This is a genomic window from Cetobacterium sp. 2G large (assembly GCF_014250655.1).
In the GTDB taxonomy this organism is placed as follows: domain Bacteria; phylum Fusobacteriota; class Fusobacteriia; order Fusobacteriales; family Fusobacteriaceae; genus Cetobacterium_A; species Cetobacterium_A somerae.
In genome coordinates this window covers 1438971-1459089 of the sequence record NZ_JACHTH010000005.1, presented here as the reverse complement: position 1 = coordinate 1459089, position 20119 = coordinate 1438971, and the positions used below count along the sequence as shown (strand labels likewise).

Sequence of the window (20119 nt, the reverse complement as noted above, 5' to 3'; positions counted from 1 at the left end):
AAAAATTAGGAGGCTAAAAAATGGCTAAAAAACCTTTAATGTTAATGGTTCTTGATGGTTGGGGATACAACCCAAATGCAACAGAAAAAAATGCTATTGCAGAAGCAAAACCAGAAAATTTTGAAAGATTATTTAATACTTATCCACATACATTAATAAAAGCATCTGGAGAAGCTGTAGGATTACCAGAAGGACAAATGGGTAACTCTGAGGTAGGACACTTAAATTTAGGTGCTGGAAGAGTTATTTATCAACCTCTAGTAGAAATTACAAAAGAGATTAGAGATGGAGAATTTTTTGAAAAAGCTAAAGTTGTAGAAGCATTTAACTATGCTAAAAATAATGATAAAGCAATTCATTTCATGGGACTTTTATCAGATGGAGGAGTTCACTCTCATATTAATCACCTATTTGGATTATTAGAGATGGCAAAAAGAACAGGATTAACAAAAGTATATATCCATGCATTTATGGATGGAAGAGATACTGCTCCTACTTCAGGATTAGAGTTTATAAAAAAATTAGAAGAAAAAATAAAAGAGATAGGAGTAGGAGAAATTGCAACTATTTCTGGAAGATATTTTTCAATGGATAGAGATACTAACTGGGATAGAACAGAAAAGGCTTATGATGCTATAGTTGGAAAAGTAGAAGTAACTGAAAAAACTCCTGAACAAATTATAGAAGATTCATATGCTGAAAAAATAACAGATGAATTTATAAAGCCAGTTTTATTAACAAAATCTGGAGAAATCAAAAAAGGTGATGTTGTAATTAATTTCAATTACAGACCAGATAGAGCTAGACAAATAACAAGAGCTTTAACAGATAAAGACTTTAAAGGATTCCAAAGAGAATATTTAGAGCCTAAATACTACTGCATGAGACAGTATGATTCAACTATAGATGCAGAAATCATTTATACAGATAAAGACATAACTAACACTTTAGGAGAAGTTATATCAAATCACAACTTAACTCAGTTAAGAACAGCTGAAACTGAAAAGTATGCACACGTTACTTTCTTCTTTAACGGAGGAAAAGAAACTGAATTCAAAGGTGAAGAGAGAATATTAGTTGCATCTCCAAAAGTTGCAACATATGACTTACAACCAGAAATGTCAGCTCCAGAATTAACAAAGAAAGTTTTAGAAGCATTAGATTCTGATAAGTTTGATGTTATTGTAATGAACTTTGCTAATCCTGATATGGTTGGACACACTGGTGTATTTGACGCAGCTGTAAAAGCAATAAAAGCTGTTGATAAAGGTGTGGGAGAGATTGTTAATAAAGTTCTAGAATTAGATGGAACAGTATTAATAACAGCTGACCATGGAAATGCTGAAAAAATGGTAGACCCAGTAACAAATGAGGCATTTACTGCGCATACAACAAATGAGGTACCATTTATATATGTTTCTAATAATTTTAAAGGACAACTAAACCATGGAAAGTTAGCTGACGTGGCTCCAACAATGTTAGAAATATTAAATATTGAGAAACCAGCTGAAATGAATGGAGTTTCTTTAATAAAAAAATAATTGACAGAGAAAACAAATAATGATACTATAATTTAAAGTTTCGAAAATTTAATATTTTAGGTAGAGGTTGCGAATGACAAGAGTAACTCAATAGAGCTGGACAGAGCGCTGAAGTTGAGAGAAAGGGAAGTTCGCCGAAATGAAGATTAAGTCAAAAATCTTTGTTGGGCATGTGAAAAATATTCATATGACTGTCATCAGATAGAATCTGGTGTTGTGCTATCCAAAATTTGTGATATATTTTGCAGATTAGCTACCGTATTTTCCATACGGTAGTTTTTTTTACCTAAAATTTCAGTGAAACTAAAATATAAAATTAAACTTGGAGGTTTTAGGATGAACAGAATAACAGAACTATTAAAATTAAGTCCAGTTGCTATATTAGCAATGTTAATGTTTATGGGATATGATGCTTTAATAGCAGCACCTATAGCAACAGTATATGCAGCATTAGTTGCAGGATTTGTTGAAAAGAAGAAAGTAAATGATATAATTGAAGCAGTTATAAATAATGCAAAAGAGATGCAGGTTGCATTTTTTATTTTAATGGTAGCATATGCTATGGCAGAAGTGTTCATGTCAACAGGGGTTGGAGCTTCTATTATAAATTTAGCTTTAAATGTGGGATTGACAGGGAGAACAGTAGCAGTTGTAGGAATAATCGTAACATCAGTTTTATCAATAGCAACAGGAACAAGCTGGGGAACATTTGCTGCTTGTGCACCGATATTTTTATGGCTTAACCATATCGTTGGAGGGAATATTGCCTTAACAGTAGGAGCAATAGCTGGTGGAGCATGTTTTGGAGATAACATAGGACTTATATCAGATACAACAATTGTAAGTTCTGGAATTCAAAAAGTTGAAGTAATAAAGAGAATAAGACACCAAGGATATTGGTCTGGACTAGTTTTAATATTAGGAATTGTAGCTTTTTATGTAGCTGGAGTAGCAATGGGATTACCTACAACTACAGGAGATGCAGCAACAGCTATTGGACAAATACCAGAAGAGGTTTGGATAGTACTTGCTGAAAAAAGAGAGTCTGCAGTTACGTTACTAAATCAAGTAAAAACAGGTGTACCAACTTATATGATAATACCATTAATTCTTGTTTTGATAGCAGCGTTTAGAGGATTAACAACACTTTTATGTTTGTTCATAGGAATATTTGCAGCATATATATTAGGTATGTTTGCAGGAACAGTTGAAAGTACAGGTGCATTTTTAAATCTACTATATTCTGGATTTGAGGGTGCAGGATCTTGGGTAATTGTAATGATGATGTGGGTTGCAGCATTCGGTGGAATAATGAAGTTGATGGATGCGTTTAGACCGTTATCAAATATAGTGGTTGCAGTTTCAAAAAATGTAAGACAATTGATGTTTTGTAATGGAGTACTATCTATATTAGGAAATGCTGGTTTAGCAGATGAGATGGCTCAGATAGTTACTATGGGACCAATTATAAGAGAGATTGTTGAGAAAAATGTTGAAGGTTCACCAGAGGATATTGAAACATTAAGACTTAGAAATGCGACATTTAGTGATGCTCTAGGAGTGTTTGGATCACAACTAATTCCATGGCATGTATATATAGGATTTTATTTAGGAATAGCTCAAGCTGTTTATCCATTATATAAATTTAGTGCAATGGATATAATCAAATTCAATTTCTTAGCATTAATAGCAGTATCAACAATTTTAATAGCAACATTAACAGGATTAGATAGATTTATTCCAAGATTTGGATTACCAAGTGAACCAAAAGTAAGATTAAAAAAGGCAACTGTAGAAAATTGTGTAGGTGAAAAAGCTTAAAAATTAAAACCCTTACTAAATAAAGTGAGGGTTTTTTTATTTACAAAAGGTTTTATATATGGTAAAATCTAAAGTAAAATAAAATTTCAGGAGGAATCTCTAAAATGATAGGTATAGGAATAGTAGGACTTCCAAATGTTGGAAAGTCAACTCTTTTTAACGCAATAACAAAAGCTGGAGCGGCAGAAGCAGCAAACTATCCGTTCTGTACAATAGAACCAAACGTAGGAATGGTAACAGTTCCAGATCAAAGATTAGATGAGTTATCAAAAATAATAAATCCTCAAAGAGTTCAGCACGCAACAGTTGAATTTGTGGATATTGCAGGTTTAGTTGAAGGAGCAGCAAAAGGTGAAGGTCTAGGAAATAAATTCCTATCAAACATTAGAACTACTGCTGCAATTTGTCAAGTTGTTAGATGTTTTGAAGATGAGAACATTATTCACGTAAGTGGAAGTGTAGATCCAATAAGAGATATTGAAATTATAAACGGAGAACTTATTTTAGCTGATATGGAAACTGTTGAAAAAGCTATAGAAAAGCAATCAAAATTGTTCAAAGCAAAAAATAAAGAAGCTTTAGCATTAATGCCAGTTTTAGAAAAGTGTAAAGCACATTTAGATGAGTATAAGATGTTAAGAACACTTGCATTAACACCTGAAGAGCAAGAGTTAATGAGAACATATCAACTTTTAACACAAAAGCCAATGATGTTTGCAGCAAATGTATCAGAAGATGAATTAGCTACAGGAAATGAATATGTAGAAAAGGTAAAAGAATATGCAGCAGGTTTAGGAGCAGAAGTTGTTGTTGTATCTGCAAAAGTAGAATCAGAACTTCAAGAGATGGAAGAAGAGGATAAAAAAGAGTTTTTAGAGGCTTTAGGAGTAGAAGAGCCAGGATTAAATAGATTAATCAGAGCAGGATTTAAACTATTAGGACTACAAACTTATTTCACAGCAGGAGTAAAAGAAGTAAGAGCGTGGACTATAAAGATAGGAGATACAGCTCCAAAGGCAGCTGGAGAAATCCATACAGATTTTGAAAGAGGATTTATTAGAGCAAAAGTAGTTGGATATGAGGACTTTATAAAGTGTTCTGGATGGAAAGGAGCTCAAGAAGCAGGAGTTTTAAGACTAGAAGGAAAAGAATACATTGTAAAAGATGGGGACTTAATGGAGTTTTTATTTAATGTATAAAATATAAAAGGTTGTTAAGAAAAATTACTTGACAACCTTTAAAAAAACTAGTAAAATATTAAGGTATTGTAATTATAAGGAGGATAACATTGATAATCAAGCTTAGTGAAATTATTAATGAATCAGAGGTAACCTTTGATTATGTTGAGAAGACTATGGATTCTATGGACACTCCAGAGGGTGTAACTATAAAAGGAAAAGCCTATAAAGAGGGAAATGGTTATGTAATTGAAGGGTCTTATAGAACAGTACTAAGATTAGAGTGTGTTAGATGTTTAGCAGAAATAGAACCTTTAATTCAAGGAGAATTTAAAGGAGAATATCTAGATCCAAAAGAATATTCTAAGTATATATCTAGTCTGAAGCCAGAAGAGGAGTTTGGAGACAAACATTTTGAAGAAGCTATAAACAGCGAAATAGATATCTCTGATCTGGTTAGAGAATATATAATACTTGATTTGTCACAATATGAGGCATGTCTTCCAGAGTGTTCAGATACTTCTGAAGTAGAAAAATACTCTAAAGAGGATGTTGACCCAAGATGGCAGCAATTATTAGACATAAAATTTTAAATTTTTAAATATGAATGTATTAGGAGGGAAACTAAGATGGCAGTACCTAAGAAGAAAACTTCGAAAGCTAAGAAAAACATGAGAAGATCTCACCACGCATTAACAGGTTCTACTTTAGCAACTTGTGACAAATGTGGAGCACCAAGAAGACCGCACAGAGTTTGTCTTGCATGTGGAGATTACAACGGAAAGCAAGTATTAGCTACAGAAGTAGAGTAATATCTTATAAAAAAAAGCGGGATAGTTAAATCTTGCTTTTTTTTATTTCCAAAAATATGATATAATAGTTAATAATTATATATTGATTGAGGAGAAAATATGAGAATTGCTTTAGATGCCATGGGTGGAGATTTTGCGCCTTTAGAAACAGTAAAAGGTGCTATACAAGCTTTGGATGAACTAAAAGGTTTAACTGTGGTTTTAGTTGGAAAAAAAGAAAAAATACAAGAAGAATTAGAGAAGTATACTTATGATAAAAATAGAATAGAAATTTACGATGCTAGAGAAATTATTGAGATGACAGATGATCCAATGTCAGCTGTAAGAACTAAAAAAGACTCGTCTATGAATAGAATGTTAGAATTAGTGAAATCTGGAGAGGTTGAAGCATCAGTTTCAGCAGGAAATACAGGAGCATTAATAAGTGCTAGTCAACTTAAACTTAGAAGAATAAAAGGAGTTTTAAGACCAGCAATAACAACAATATTTCCAAGTAAAAAAAGAGATATTGTTTTAATGGATGTGGGAGCAAATGCTGATTGTAGACCTGAGTTTATAAATCAATTTGCAACAATGGGAACTCTATATTATGAAGAGATGTTTGGTGTTTCAAATGCTAAAGTTGGATTGCTTAATATAGGAACTGAAGAAGGAAAAGGTAATGAAATTACAAGAGAGGCCTTCCATCTTTTGAAAAGTAATGATAAAATAAATTTTATAGGAAACATTGAAAGTAGAGAGATGATGGATGGAGAAGTCGATGTCATCGTAGCTGATGGTTTTACTGGAAATATGGTTTTAAAAACAGCAGAAGGAACTGCTAAATTTATATTTTCAATTTTAAAAGAAGAAATAAATAAAAGTACTTTAGGAAAAATAGGGGCCCTTTTATTAAAACCTATTTTAAAAAAATTAAAAGGAAAGCTAGATTCGTCTGAGTATGGAGGAGCTCTTTTTTTAGGAATAAATGGAATTTCTATAAAGGCTCATGGAAACTCAACAGCTAGAGGAATCAAAAATGCTTTAAAAGTTGCCAATAAGTTTGCAGAAGACAAATTTATAGATAGATTAACAGAGGTAATGAAACAGAATCAAGGAGGAAGCGATGAAGCTTAAAAATGTAGGTATAATAGGGTTAGGAACTTATGTTCCAGAAAATGTAATGACAAATTTTGATTTTGAAAAAATTATAGATACATCAGATGAGTGGATTAGAACAAGAACAGGAATAGAAGAAAGAAGGTTTGCAAGTGCAGATCAAGCCACATCAGACTTAGGAGCAGAAGCATCAAAAAAAGCTTTAGAAAAAGCAGGACTTTCTGCAGAAGATATTGATATGATAATTCTAGCAACAACAACGCCTGATTATCCAATTCAAAGTACAGCATGTGTTGTACAAGAGTTAATAGGAGCTATAAACGCAGCAGCAGTAGATATAAATGCAGCATGTAGTGGATTTGTTTATGCTTTAACGATGGCAAAAGGTTTAATTGCTTCTGGAATGAATAAAAGAATATTAGTAATAGGAGCAGAGGTTCTATCTAAGTGTGTAGATATGCAAGATAGAAATACTTGTGTTTTATTTGGAGATGGAGCAGCAGCAGCAGTAGTAGCTGAAGTAGAAGAGGGATACGGAATGTTATCACAGTTCTTAGGAGCGGAAGCTGATGTAAAAGGAGCTCTTAGAACACCAGCAGGAGGAACAAGAAAACCGTTAAGTCAAGAAGTTTTAGATGAGAGATCAAATTTCTTACAAATGAAAGGACAAGATGTATTTAAATTTGCTGTAAAAGCTCTTCCAAAAGCAACATTAGAAGCATTAGAGGGAGCTAATTTAAAAGCAGAAAATATAGATATGGTATTTCCACATCAAGCGAATGTTAGAATAATAGAGGCAGCTTCAAAAAGATTAGAAATTCCAATGGATAAGTTTTATTTAAACTTAAATAAATTAGGGAATACATCATCAGCTTCAATTGGATTAGCTTTAGGTGAAGCTTTAGATAAAGGTCTTGTAAAAAAAGGAGATACAATAGCATTAACAGGATTTGGAGCAGGATTAACATATGCTTCAATGATAATTAAGTGGTCTTACTAAATTTAAAATTGACAGAGTAGTAATAATATGGTATATTAAAAAACACATGTTATTTATAAAAAAGGAGTTAATATGAGCAAAATAGCTTTTGTTTTTCCAGGTCAAGGAACACAGTATGTTGGCATGGGAAAAGAACTTTATGAAAATAATGAATTAGCTAAAAGAGAGTTTGATAAAATCTTCTCTAATTTAGATTTTGATTTGAAATCAGTTATGTTTGAAGGTAGTGAAGAAGAATTAAAAGATACTAAGAATACTCAACCTGCAATAGTAGCAATGAGTTTAGTTTTAGAAAAAATGTTAAGAGAAAAAGGAATTGAGCCAAATTATGTAGCAGGGCACTCTGTAGGAGAGTATGCAGCAATTGGATCAGCAGGATTTTTATCTATGGAAGATGCTGTAAAGCTAACTTCTTTAAGAGGAAAAGCAATGAGCAAGGTATCAGGAGAAGTTGCAGGAACAATGGCAGCGATAATTGGACTTGATGCTGATAAAATAGTTGAAACTTTAAAATCAGTAGACGGAATAGCTGAGGCAGTTAACTTCAATGAACCTAAGCAAACTGTAATAGCAGGAGAAAAAGAAGCGATAGGAAAAGCTTGTATAGCTTTAAAAGAAGCAGGAGCAAGAAGAGCTATGGAACTATCAGTTTCTGGACCATTTCACTCAAGCTTAATGCAGCCAGCTGGTGAAATATTAAAAGAAGCTTTAGAAGAATTTAAATTTGAAGATTCTTCAGTAGTTTTAATTGCTAATACAACAGTAAAAGAGATTACAAAAGTTGATGAATTAAAAGATGAATTATATAGACAAAGCTTTGGACCAGTAAAATGGGTTGATACAATATTAGCTTTAAAAGAAGCAGGAGTAACTACCATATATGAAATTGGACCAGGAAAAGTATTAAATGGTTTAATAAAAAAGATTGATAAAGAGATTGAAGTTATCAATATTGAAAAACTTTCAGATTTAGTATAAAATACTAAAGATTATAAAACTTGAAAAAATATATTAAATTTGCTAATATATTAATATAAATAATTTAAAAATTAGGAGGAAAACACATGTTAGATAAAATAAGAGAAATAGTTGTAGAGCAATTAGGAGTAGACGCTGATCAAGTAACTTTAGAGGCAAACTTCGTAGAGGATTTAGGAGCAGATTCATTAGATACAGTTGAGTTAATAATGGCTTTCGAAGAGGAGTTCGACGTAGAGATTCCTGATACAGAAGCAGAAAAAATTAAAACTGTTCAAGACGTTGTAAACTACATTGAGTCAAATAAGTAAGATAAATTTAAAGGGGTATGAAAGTACCCCTTTAGTTATATTTTTTGGAAAAATAACGAAGAGGTGGATAAATAATGAGAAGAGTAGTTGTAACAGGAGTTGGTTTAATAACTTCACTAGGTACTGGGACGGAAAAATCTTGGGAAGCTATTAAGGCTGGAAAATGTGGAATAAAAGAGATTAAATCTTTTGATACAACAGAAAGTGCCGTTAAAATAGCTGGAGAAGTTACTGACTTTGACCCAACAGAGTTTGGAATAGAAAAGAAAGAAGTAAAAAAATTAGCTAGAAATACACAATTTGCAATTGCCGCTGCAAAAATGGCATTAGAAGACTCAGGACTTGTTATAGATGATAAAAATGCAACTAAAGTTGGAACAATAGTATCATCAGGAATTGGTGGAATAGAAATTTTTGAAGATCAATATGGAACAATGTTAGAAAAAGGTGTAAGAAGAATATCTCCATTTACAATACCAGCAATGATAAATAATATGGCATCAGGAAATGTTGGGATTTATTTTGGTGCAAAAGGACCAAATAAAGCTGTTGTAACAGCATGTGCTGCAGGAACTCATTCAATTGGTGATTCTTATGAAATGATAAAATCAGGAAGAACAGATGCAATGATTACAGGTGGTACAGAAGCATGTATTACAAAATTTGCAATAAATGCATTTGCAAATATGAAAGCATTATCAACAAGAAACGATGAGCCTGAAAAAGCTTCAAGACCATTTACAGCTGACAGAGATGGATTTGTAATGGGAGAGGGTGCAGGAGTTCTAATTTTAGAAGAGTTAGAATCAGCAAAAGCTAGAGGAGCAAAGATATATGCAGAAGTAGTAGGTTATGGAGAAACTTGTGATGCATACCATATTACATCACCAGCAGAAGGTGGAGAAGGAGCTACTAGAGCTTTTATTATGGCTATGGAAGAGGGGAATATAAAACCAGAAGAAGTAGGATATATTAATGCTCATGGAACATCAACACCTGCAAATGATAGAAATGAAACTGCAGCTATAAAGGATGCTTTTGGAGATTCAGCATATACTATGAATATATCTTCAACAAAAGGAGCTACTGGTCACGGGCTAGGAGCAGCTGGAGGAATTGAAGGAGTAATTTTAGCATTATCAATAGCAGAAGGAGTAGTGCCTCCAACAATAAATTTAGATAATCCTGATTCAGCATTAGATTTAAACTATACACCAAATGAAATGGTAAAAAGAGAAATAGAAGTTGGAATGTCAAGTTCATTAGGATTTGGTGGACACAATGCTGTAATCGCTATGAGAAAATATAAGTAAAAAGGAGAGAGATAAGTGAAAAGATCATACTTAGAATTAGAGGATAAAATAGGTTATGCCTTTAAAAATAAGGAGTTGTTAAAAAATGCACTTATCCATAGATCTTTTGGAAACGAACACGCTAAATATAGAAAACTAAATAATGAGAGACTAGAACTGCTAGGAGATGCAGTTCTAGATCTTATTGTGACAGAATATTTATATAAAAGTTACCCAAATGCTTTAGAGGGAGACTTAGCGAAACTAAAAGCTATGGTAGTAAGTGAGCCTGTATTGGCAAGAATATCAAAAAGTTTAGATTTTGGACAATATTTAATGCTGAGTAAAGGTGAAGAGTTAACTGGTGGAAGAGAAAGAAATTCGATATTAGGTGATGTTTTTGAAGCAATATTAGGTGCTATATATTTAGATTCAGACTTTATAGTGGCAAAAGATATAGCTATGAAATTTTTAAAGTATCCAATTGAACATATAAATGAAAATGAGGATATCTTAGATTTTAAAACAATATTACAAGAGTATAGTCAAAAAGAATACAAAATAATTCCAACTTATCAAGTAGTTAGTGAAGCTGGACCAGATCATTTAAAAGTTTTTGAGGTTGTTGCAGTTATAAAAGATGATTTAAAAGGTTATGGAAAAGGTAAAAACAAAAAAAGTGCAGAACAATCGGCAGCAAAAGATATTTGTAAAAAGTTAGGAGTAAAGCTTTATGAAACATTATAATATTCCAATTTTTATAAGTCATTTTGGATGTCCTAATGATTGTGTATTTTGTAATCAAAAAAAGATAAATGGTAGAGAGACAGACGTAACCACAGAGGATATAAAAAATATAATTGAAACATACTTAAAAACTCTTCCAAAAAAATCCAAGAAAGAGGTGGCTTTTTTTGGTGGAACTTTTACAGGAATTTCTATAAAATTACAAGAAGAGTATCTATCTGTAGTTTTTGAATATATAAAAAATGGTTTGATTGATGGAATAAGATTATCAACAAGACCTGATTATATTGACAAAAAAATAGTAGATATGTTAAAAAGATACGGAGTTACAACTGTAGAGTTAGGAGTTCAATCTTTAGATGAAAAGGTGTTGATAAAAACACATAGATTTTATCCAATGGAAAAAGTATATGAAGCTGCAAAATTAATAAAAGAAGCTGGAATTGAATTAGGAATACAGCTTATGCTGGGATTACCAGGATCAACTGATGAAAGTGATTTAGCTAGTGCTATTAAAACAGTTGAATTAAAACCAGATATTGCAAGAATTTACCCAACTTTAGTTATAAAAGAAACTGAAATGGCAGATATGTTTAAAAATGGGAGTTATATTCCGTTAACTTTAGAAGAGGCTGTTAAAAGGTGTAAAAAAATATATTCGCTTTTAGATTATAATGATATAAACATTGTTAGAGTTGGTTTACAACCAACAGAGGAATTAAATGATAATGAAAATGTTTTAGGGGGACCTTTCCATCCAGCTTTTAGAGAGCTAGTGGTTGGAGAGATATATTATGATTTTCTTAAAGAGATATATAATAGAGAAAAAAAATTAGAAGTAGAAATTAATGAAAAGAATGTTTCCAAAATTGTAGGTATAAATAAAATTAATCGAGAAAAATTAGGAAAAGATTTAGTAATAAAAATGAATAATACGTTAGAGATAGATAGAATCAAAATAAATGAAAAAATTTACTCGTGGAAACAGGTTCTTAGGGGAGAGATAAATGAACCAAGTGATAATAAATACCAATAAATTTAAAACAAGAGCAGCTGTTTTAGAAAATGGAAAAGTTATGGAGGTTCATATTGAAAGAGAGGGTGAAGGAACATTAAATGGGAACATATACAAAGGTAAAGTTGCTAATGTTCTTCCAGGTATGGAATCAGCTTTTGTCAATATTGGACTTGAAAAAAATGGATTTTTGTATGTTAAGGATTTGAGAGATTTTGAAGAAAAATATTTAACTGGAATAGTAAATAGCGGAAAACCAATAGAAGAGCTATTAAATGTTGGAGATGAAGTAGTTGTTCAAGTTTTAAGTGATCCTAGAGGTAGTAAGGGTGCAAGAGTAACAACGCACTATACTATACCTGGGAAATTTTTGGTTTTAATGCCGAATAATAATCATATAGCTATATCGAAAAAAATAAAAGATGAAACAGAAAGAGAACGACTAGAGAAGTTATTCTCAGAAATAGTTCCAGAGGGTATGGGTGTTATAATAAGAACAGCAGCCGAAGGAAAAAGTATCTACCATTTTGAAAAAGAATTGCAATATCTAATAAAAAAATGGGAAGAGATAGAGGTTAGAATAAAGAAAGCAAAAACAGGTGAGCTACTATATAAAGACAATGGTATTGTTAGTAAAGTTTTACGTGATATTATAGGTAATGATATTGATGAAATAGTCGTAGATAATGAAGATGTTTATTGGGAGATCATAGACTATATAAGAGCTTTTAGTGAAGGGATACCAAAAATGAAAATAAAACTCTATACAGAAAAAGAGGAGATATTTTATAAATATGGTATTCAAAAAGAGATAGAAAAATCACTAGAAGTAACAACAATGTTAGAGTGCGGTGGTTCTATTGTAATTGAAAAGACAGAAGCTTTGGTAAGTATAGATGTTAATACTGGAAAAAATATAGGAACTATGAATTTAGAGGAAACCGTAGTTAAAACCAATATAGAAGCAGCAGTAGAAATAGCTCGACAGCTGAGAATAAGAAATTTAAGTGGAATTATTATTATTGACTTTATTGATATGAAAGTTGAAGAAGATAAACAAAAAGTATTGAAAGTATTAGAAGAGAGTTTAGCAAAAGATAGAGTTAAAACAAATATAATTCATTTTACAGATTTAGGACTAGTAGAGATGACTAGAAAAAGATTAGGAAAACCTTTGAGTTACTATTTTCAAGACGAGTGTCCACTATGTAAAGGAACAGGGAAAATAAAGGGAAGTAGAGCTATTGTAGAAAATATAATAAAAGAACTAAAAGACATAGTTAGTGAAAAAGATATAAAAAATGTAAAGATAATCACAAAATCTTCAGTTAAAGAAAAAATAGAGGAGATATATTTTGATTTTATTAAATCTCTTTTGCAAGCTTCTGGAAAAACAATAGAAATAACAACAAAAAATAGAGATTTACTAAAAGATTACGAAATACTATTAGAAAGTTAGGTGCAGGATGAAATTAGCTTTATACTCAGGAACATTCGACCCAATAACAAAAGGTCATAAAGAGATAATAAAAAGAGCAAGTAAAATGTGTGATAAATTAATTGTTGCAGTTTTAAATAATAGTACAAAAAAAACTTTGTTTTCTTTAGAAGAGCGTAAAGAGATGGTAGAGGAAGTTTTAAAAGATATAGAAAATATAGAAGTAGTTGAACACAGTGGTCTTCTAGCTAACTATATGAATGAGATAGGTTGTAAGTATATAATTAGAGGATTGAGAGCAGTTATTGATTATGAGTATGAGCTATCACTGGCATATGGAAATTATGATATTTCAAATGGTGAAATTGAAACAGTTTTTATTCCAGCATCAAAAGAATATTTATATGTAAGCTCTTCAGTTGTTAGAGAATTAGCGTTATATAAAGGGAAATTAGATAATTATTTAGATGAAGTTGTAATAGAGAAGATAAAAAAAAGATTTGAGGAGTAAAAATGGCAAAGGCAAAGAGTTTTTATGTATGTAGTGAGTGTGGATTTAAAACGATAAAGTGGATGGGTAAATGTGATGGCTGTGGAGAATGGGGAACTTTTGAAGAAGAGATTGAAATTTCACCAATTGCAGCAAAAAGCATAAAGTCATCTACAAATTCCCTTGTTAATATACAGGAAAAAGTAGTATCTTTTGCCAATGTACAATTAGAAAAAAACTTTAGATATAAAACTAAAATTTCTGAATTTGACAGGATTTTAGGTGGAGGATTAGTAAAGGGAGAGGTTGTTTTAATAACTGGAAATCCTGGTATTGGAAAATCAACACTTCTTTTACAAACAGCTAAAGAGTATACAGAGTATGGAGATGTTTTGTATGTATCTGGGGAGGAATCACCTGCTCAAATAAAGTCTAGAGGAGAGAGACTTGGAATATATTCAGAAAACTTATATTTGATGTCAGAAACTGATATCCAAAGTATATATGAGTATGTTATTACAAAAAAACCTAAAATAGTTATTGTTGATTCCATCCAAACACTGTATAATTCAGAGGTAGACTCTATTCCAGGAACACCAACTCAAATAAGAGAGTGTACTTTAAAAATAATTGAACTTGCTAAAAAGAATGATGTTTCGTTTTTTATAGTTGGTCATATAACAAAAGATGGAAAGGTGGCTGGACCAAAGCTACTTGAACATATGGTGGATGCTGTATTTCATTTTGAAGGAGAAGAGGGACTTTTTTATAGAATATTAAGAAGTTTGAAGAATAGATTTGGATCTACAAATGAGTTAGCAGTATTTAGTATGGAGGATACAGGGATACACGAAGTAAAGAATTCATCAGAGTTTTTTTTAAGTGAAAGAGATGAAAAGAATATAGGTAGTATGGTGGTACCAGTATTAGAAGGAACCAAAGTTTTTCTTTTGGAAATTCAAACACTGCTTACTGACTGTACTATTGGAATTCCAAAAAGAATCGTTCAGGGATTTGATAGAAATAGAATGCAAATATTAACAGCAATTGCAGAAAAAAGAATGGGATTACATTTGGGAATGAAAGATCTTTTTATAAATATACCAGGTGGACTTTCTATAAATGATCCAGCAGCTGATTTAGGAGCTCTTATATCAATTGTTTCTTTATATAGAAACGTAGCTATTAGTCAAAAAATAGCAGCTATAGGGGAGCTGGGGTTAAGAGGTGAAATTAGAAAAGCATTTTTTATAGATAGAAGATTAAGAGAACTTGAAAAACTTGGTTTTAAAGGTGTGTACGTTCCTGAGGCTAACAGAAAAGAGATTGAAAAAAATAGTTATAAATTGAAAATAATATATTTAAAAAATTTAGAAGAATTTTTAGAGAGGATGAGTAAAGATGAATAACCCAGAATTCTTAGAGATTCTTTCTCTTTTGGCTCCAGGGACAAAGTTAAGAGAGGGGATATATAACGTTTTAGATGGTGAAATGGGAGCTTTAATAGTTGTCGGTTTAGATTCTGAAGTTCAGAAAATAATGGATGGTGGATTTGAAATAAATTGTGAATATACACCAGAAAAACTATTTGAACTTTGTAAAATGGATGGAGCTATAATATTAGACTCTGATATAACAAGAATACACTCTGCAAATGTACATTTGCAACCAAGTATGAGATTTTCTACAAATGAGAGTGGAACAAGACATAGGACCGCTCAAAGAGTAGCTAAACAAACAGATAAGTTAGTTATAGCCGTATCAGAAAGAAAAAAAGTTGTAACAATATATAAAGGTGAAATGAAGCATAGACTTAGAAGTACTTCAGATTTAATGGGAGAAGCTTCTCAAGGACTAAATACATTAGAGCGTTATCGTTTTGTTTTAGATAAGGCTTTAGGAAACTTAACAATTCTTGAATTAGATGATTTAGTAACATTGTATGAAGTAACTGTTGTGCTTCAAAGATTTGAAAAGGTAACAAGAATATTCCAAGAGATGAATGCCTATATGACAGAATTAGGAGTAGATGGAAGACTTGTTAGATTACATCTAAACGATTTAATTCAGGATATTGAAAGTGAAAAAGAGGATTTTTTAAGAGATTATTGGAATTACTCAAATGCTCCTTTTGATTTAGATGAGATAACAGATAGATTATCTAAACTTACAGATGATGAATTAAAAGAGTTAGAAAAATTATCAGCAGTATTAGATTATGGAAAAACATATTCAGCTTTAGGAAATAGAGTGACACCAAAAGGATATAGAATTTTAGATAAAATAACAAAATTAACGAAGAGAGATATAGATAAAATAGTAAATAATTATGGTAACTTATCTAAAATTCAAGAAGCTTCAACTGAAGAACTTTTAGAAATTAAAGGTATCAGTAAATTTAAAATAAAAGCTATTCAAACAGGTTTAAAAAGATTGAAAGTAACTGTTGAATTAGAAAAGTAAAAATCCACTAAAAAAAGTGGATTTTTTTTTATTAATATGCTATTATCATACTATAGGGGTGTACCCTATAAAACAGGAGGTGTTTAAAGTGGAAAAAAGATATAGAGTTGGAAATGTAACTTGTCAAAGTTGTGTAGCTTTAATTGAAAAAATATTAAAATCAACAAATGGTATTGAAGAAGCTAGAGTGAATTTGGCTACTGAGGAGTTAGTTGTAAAATTTGATGAAAAAGTTATAAAAGAAGATGAAGTAAAAAATAAAATAGTACCTTTAGGATATAGCTTAGATGAGATTAAAGATTTAAAAACAGTTACATTTATTATAAAAGGTTTACATTGTCAAAGTTGTGTAGGAACAGTTGAAAAAATTGTTTCAGGGATGAAAGGGGTAGAATCAATAGCTGTTAATTTAGCCACAGAAAAAGCAACAGTTTCATACGATTCAACTATAGTAAAATTATCAGAAATTTTTCATATGATAGGGAAGTTTGGATATACTGGAGAAAGAATAACAGAAGAAGTCGTTGATAGAAGGGCTGAAGAGAAAAAATTAGAATTAAAAAAAGAGTTTAATGAATTTTTAGTAGCAATAATATTCGGAGCAATAATTTTTTATATATCTATGGGAAGTATGATAGGATTACCAGTTCCAAATGTAATTCATTATGATGTAAATCCATTACTTTTTGCAATGGTTCAATTAATACTTTCTATACCTGTTGTTTATGTTGGGAGAGATTTTTATATATCGGGATTTAAAAAGTTAAAATCGAAAGCTCCTAGTATGGATTCTTTAATAGCTTTAGGAACAGGAGCAGCTTTTGTATATAGTATTTATGGAACGTTTAAAATATACGAAGGTGATATTCAGTTTGTTCATAATCTTTATTATGAATCAGGTGTAGTAATAATTGCTTTGATTTCTTTGGGTAAATATTTAGAAAATGTAAGCAAAGGAAAAACATCAGAAGCTATAAAAAAATTGATGGGCTTACAAAGTAAAAGAGCAAACCTTTTTAGAGATGGTAAAGTGGTAACTGTGGATATTGAAGAGGTAGAAGTTGGAGACGTTCTTTTAATTAAACCAGGAGAATCTATACCTACAGATGGAGTTGTTGTAGATGGAATTTCTAGTGTTGATGAAGCTATGCTAACTGGTGAAAGTATTCCTGTAAAAAAAATAGAGGGAAGTAAAGTTTATGGTGCAACAATAAATGGAACAGGAAGCTTGAAAGTGAAAGTTACTGAAACAGGTGAGAATACAACTCTTTCAAGAATAATAAGACTTGTTGAAAATGCTCAAGGGTCAAAAGCTCCAATAGCAAGAATGGCTGATATAATATCAAGCTATTTTGTACCAATAGTTATAGGGATAGCTATAATATCAAGTTTAATTTGGTATATTGTAGGAAGTTTAGGATTAGTATCTTTAAATGCTACACCAAGTGTATTTGCATTAACTATATTAATATCTGTTTTAGTAATAGCTTGTCCTTGTTCGTTAGGTTTGGCAACTCCAACAGCTATAATGGTTGGAACGGGTAGAGGTGCTGAATTAGGAATTTTAATAAAATCAGGAGAGGCTTTAGAAAAAACATGTAAAGTTGATACTGTTGTATTTGATAAAACAGGAACAATAACAGTTGGAAAACCAACAGTGACAAATATACTTTCAAATAGACTAGAAGAAAATGTACTTTTAAAAGTTGTGGGAAGTTTAGAACAAAACTCAGAACATCCATTGGCTGATGCAGTTATAAGAGAGGTTAATTTAAGAAAGTTAGATATGTTTAGTGTAAGAAGTTTTAACTCTATAACAGGAGAGGGAGTAACAGGGACTTTAGAAGATACACCTGTTGGAGATGTAGAAGTAATTGTAGGAAATAAAAAAATAATGGATAGATATTCTATAAATATAGATGAGCATATAAAAGAGGGAGAGGAACTTTTCGATCAAGGAAAAACAGTGATATATATAGCTGCTAAAGATACATATTTAGGTATGATTGCCATAGCAGATAAAGTAAGAGAAAGTTCTAAAAGTGTAATTGAAGAGTTAAAAAATATTGGAATTGATGTTATAATGTTAACTGGTGACAACGAAAGAACAGCTAAAGCTATAGCTAAAGAGGTAGGAGTTACAAGAGTGATAGCGGAGGTTTCCCCTGAGCAAAAATACTCGCAAATAAAAAAGCTTCAAATTGCAGGTAAAAAAGTTGCAATGGTGGGAGATGGAATAAATGACTCTCCAGCATTAACTCAAGCAGATATAGGAATAGCTGTTGGTGGTGGAGCTGATATAGCTTTAGAAAGTGCTGATATAGTTTTAATGAGTAAAAATATAAAAGATGTACCAAAAGCTATAGAATTAAGTAGAGCGACAATGAAAAATATAAAACAGAATCTATTTTGGGCATTTATTTATAATGGATTAGGAATACCTGTAGCAGCTGGAATATTATATCCATTCACAGGACATCTGTTAAATCCTATGATAGCAGGGGCAGCTATGGCTATGAGTTCTGTTTCTGTTGTATCGAATGCTTTAAGATTGAAATGGTTTAAATAGTAACAGGAGGATTTATGGAAGATAATTGTTCAAATAAAATCTGTGGTGATAAAAAGAAATTAATCGCTAGAGCTAATAGAGTGGAAGGGCAGATTAGAGGAATAAAAAGAATGATTGAAGAGGATGCTTATTGTGATGATGTTTTAAATCAAATATCATCAGCAAAAGCGGCATTAGATGGAATAGCAAAAGTAATATTAGAAAATCACTTGAGAAAGTGTGTTGTATCAGGGATAAAAAATAATGAAGAGAACAAAGTAATCGACGAATTAATATACACATTAGGAAAAATGATGAAATAATAGTAAATTTTTCTTTGATTTAGGTAAATAATATGTTAAAATTCTACTAGTATAAAGTTATTTAGGAGGGTATTAATGAGAAAAATAGTTACTTTTGTAATGTCAATGATGTTAGCAATTGGATTATTTGCAGCGAAACCAACTAAAGTAGGAATAGTTCTTTCTACTGGAGGATTAGGGGATAAGTCATTTAATGATGCTGCTTACAGAGGGTTAGAGCAAGCACAAAAGGATTTAGGAATTGAATTTAAATATGTAGAACCAGCATCACCTGCTGAAGATGAAGAGTTCTTAAGAGAGTATGCTGAAGCAGGATATGATTTAATAATTGCTACAGGATTCCAAATGACAGAATCAGCAAGAACAGTAGCAGCAGATTATCCAGATGCTAAATTTTTAATGATTGATGATGTAATAGATTTACCAAATGTAAAATCTATGGTATTTAAAGAGGAAGAGGGATCTTTCTTAGTTGGAGTTATAGCTGGATTAATGACTAAAAATAATGCAGTAGGATTTGTTGGAGGAATGGAGAATCCTTTAATTAAGAAATTTGAAGTAGGATTTAAACAGGGTGCAGAGTATGTTAACCCGAAAGTTAAGTTCTTCTCTGTATATACAACAGGACCAAATCCATTTAATGACCCAGTAAGAGGTAAAGAGAATGCAATTTCTGAAATTAACCAAGGTGCAGATGTAATATATCATGCAGCTGGTGGAACAGGAATGGGAGTTATAGCAGCAGCAAAAGAGAAGGGTGTATTTGCTATTGGTGTTGACTCAAATCAAGATGCAGTTGAACCAGGAACAGTTTTAACATCTATGTTAAAAAATGTTGATGTTGGAGTTTTCGATACAGTTAAAGCTTTAACTAAAGGTGAATTCGTACCAGGATTAGCTGTTTACGGAGCAAAAGAAAATGGAGTTGGAGTAACTAACTTCGAATTTACAAAAGAGATTATAGGTGCAGATAAACTAGCTAAATTTGAGGAAATCAAAGCTAAATTAATGGCTGGAGAAATCAAAGTAAGCGATAAATAATAAATGAGGGGCTGGTCATTTTT

Annotated in this window: 19 protein-coding genes and 1 riboswitch; all 19 genes read left to right on the top strand. The window is 31.4% G+C overall.

Annotation, left to right across the window (positions count from 1 at the left end; genetic code table 11):
- Nucleotides 1-20 precede the first annotated feature (20 nt).
- Complete coding sequence (gpmI, locus tag H5J23_RS09750) at nt 21-1541, top strand: 2,3-bisphosphoglycerate-independent phosphoglycerate mutase (RefSeq protein ID WP_185891911.1); 1521 nt, start codon at nt 21-23, stop codon at nt 1539-1541.
- A 53-nt stretch (nt 1542-1594) separates the two neighbouring features.
- Nucleotides 1595-1771: riboswitch (Lysine riboswitch) on the top strand.
- Between the two features lie 115 nt (nt 1772-1886).
- Complete coding sequence (locus H5J23_RS09745) at nt 1887-3362, top strand: Na+/H+ antiporter NhaC family protein (RefSeq protein WP_185892129.1); 1476 nt, start codon at nt 1887-1889, stop codon at nt 3360-3362.
- A gap of 104 nt (nt 3363-3466) precedes the next feature.
- Complete coding sequence (ychF, locus tag H5J23_RS09740; protein WP_185891909.1) at nt 3467-4561, top strand: redox-regulated ATPase YchF; 1095 nt, start codon at nt 3467-3469, stop codon at nt 4559-4561.
- An 89-nt stretch (nt 4562-4650) separates the two neighbouring features.
- Nucleotides 4651-5133 carry a DUF177 domain-containing protein gene (locus tag H5J23_RS09735; protein ID WP_185891907.1) on the top strand — a complete coding sequence of 161 codons (483 nt, stop codon included), beginning with the start codon at nt 4651-4653 and terminating at the stop codon, nt 5131-5133.
- A gap of 36 nt (nt 5134-5169) precedes the next feature.
- On the top strand, nt 5170-5352 hold the full coding sequence (gene rpmF, locus H5J23_RS09730) for a 50S ribosomal protein L32 (protein ID WP_023051690.1): 183 nt from the start codon (nt 5170-5172) through the stop codon (nt 5350-5352).
- A gap of 99 nt (nt 5353-5451) precedes the next feature.
- A complete protein-coding gene (plsX, locus tag H5J23_RS09725) occupies nt 5452-6468 on the top strand; it encodes a phosphate acyltransferase PlsX (RefSeq protein WP_023051689.1) in 1017 nt (338 codons plus the stop codon).
- On the top strand, nt 6458-7450 hold the full coding sequence (locus H5J23_RS09720; RefSeq protein WP_023051688.1) for a beta-ketoacyl-ACP synthase III: 993 nt from the start codon (nt 6458-6460) through the stop codon (nt 7448-7450). Before plsX ends, H5J23_RS09720 begins: the two co-directional genes overlap by 11 nt.
- Before the next feature lie 72 nt (nt 7451-7522).
- Nucleotides 7523-8428, top strand: a complete 906-nt coding sequence (gene fabD / locus H5J23_RS09715; protein ID WP_185891905.1) for an ACP S-malonyltransferase — start codon at nt 7523-7525, stop codon at nt 8426-8428.
- A gap of 86 nt (nt 8429-8514) precedes the next feature.
- Nucleotides 8515-8739 carry an acyl carrier protein gene (gene acpP, locus H5J23_RS09710; protein ID WP_023051686.1) on the top strand — a complete coding sequence of 75 codons (225 nt, stop codon included), beginning with the start codon at nt 8515-8517 and terminating at the stop codon, nt 8737-8739.
- A gap of 74 nt (nt 8740-8813) precedes the next feature.
- Complete coding sequence (fabF, locus tag H5J23_RS09705; RefSeq protein ID WP_185891903.1) at nt 8814-10052, top strand: beta-ketoacyl-ACP synthase II; 1239 nt, start codon at nt 8814-8816, stop codon at nt 10050-10052.
- A 15-nt stretch (nt 10053-10067) separates the two neighbouring features.
- A complete protein-coding gene (gene rnc / locus H5J23_RS09700) occupies nt 10068-10778 on the top strand; it encodes a ribonuclease III (protein ID WP_023051684.1) in 711 nt (236 codons plus the stop codon).
- Complete coding sequence (locus H5J23_RS09695) at nt 10765-11814, top strand: elongator complex protein 3 (protein ID WP_185891901.1); 1050 nt, start codon at nt 10765-10767, stop codon at nt 11812-11814. The genes rnc and H5J23_RS09695 overlap by 14 nt, the downstream gene beginning before the upstream one ends.
- Entirely contained in the window at nt 11786-13252 is a 1467-nt protein-coding gene (locus H5J23_RS09690; protein ID WP_023051682.1) for an Rne/Rng family ribonuclease, read from the top strand. The genes H5J23_RS09695 and H5J23_RS09690 overlap by 29 nt, the downstream gene beginning before the upstream one ends.
- Nucleotides 13253-13259: 7 nt before the next feature.
- Nucleotides 13260-13742: a pantetheine-phosphate adenylyltransferase gene (coaD, locus tag H5J23_RS09685; RefSeq protein ID WP_023051681.1), complete on the top strand. Its 483-nt coding sequence runs from the start codon at nt 13260-13262 to the stop codon at nt 13740-13742.
- A gap of 2 nt (nt 13743-13744) precedes the next feature.
- Nucleotides 13745-15130 carry a DNA repair protein RadA gene (gene radA / locus H5J23_RS09680; protein WP_023051680.1) on the top strand — a complete coding sequence of 462 codons (1386 nt, stop codon included), beginning with the start codon at nt 13745-13747 and terminating at the stop codon, nt 15128-15130.
- Nucleotides 15123-16184 (top strand): DNA integrity scanning diadenylate cyclase DisA, encoded by a 1062-nt coding sequence (gene disA, locus H5J23_RS09675; protein WP_023051679.1) that lies wholly within the window; start codon nt 15123-15125, stop codon nt 16182-16184. Before radA ends, disA begins: the two co-directional genes overlap by 8 nt.
- Before the next feature lie 88 nt (nt 16185-16272).
- A complete protein-coding gene (locus H5J23_RS09670; RefSeq protein ID WP_185891899.1) occupies nt 16273-18753 on the top strand; it encodes a heavy metal translocating P-type ATPase in 2481 nt (826 codons plus the stop codon).
- A 14-nt stretch (nt 18754-18767) separates the two neighbouring features.
- Entirely contained in the window at nt 18768-19055 is a 288-nt protein-coding gene (locus H5J23_RS09665; RefSeq protein WP_023051677.1) for a metal-sensitive transcriptional regulator, read from the top strand.
- Between the two features lie 75 nt (nt 19056-19130).
- Entirely contained in the window at nt 19131-20096 is a 966-nt protein-coding gene (locus H5J23_RS09660) for a BMP family protein (protein WP_023051676.1), read from the top strand.
- Nucleotides 20097-20119: the final 23 nt, after the last annotated feature.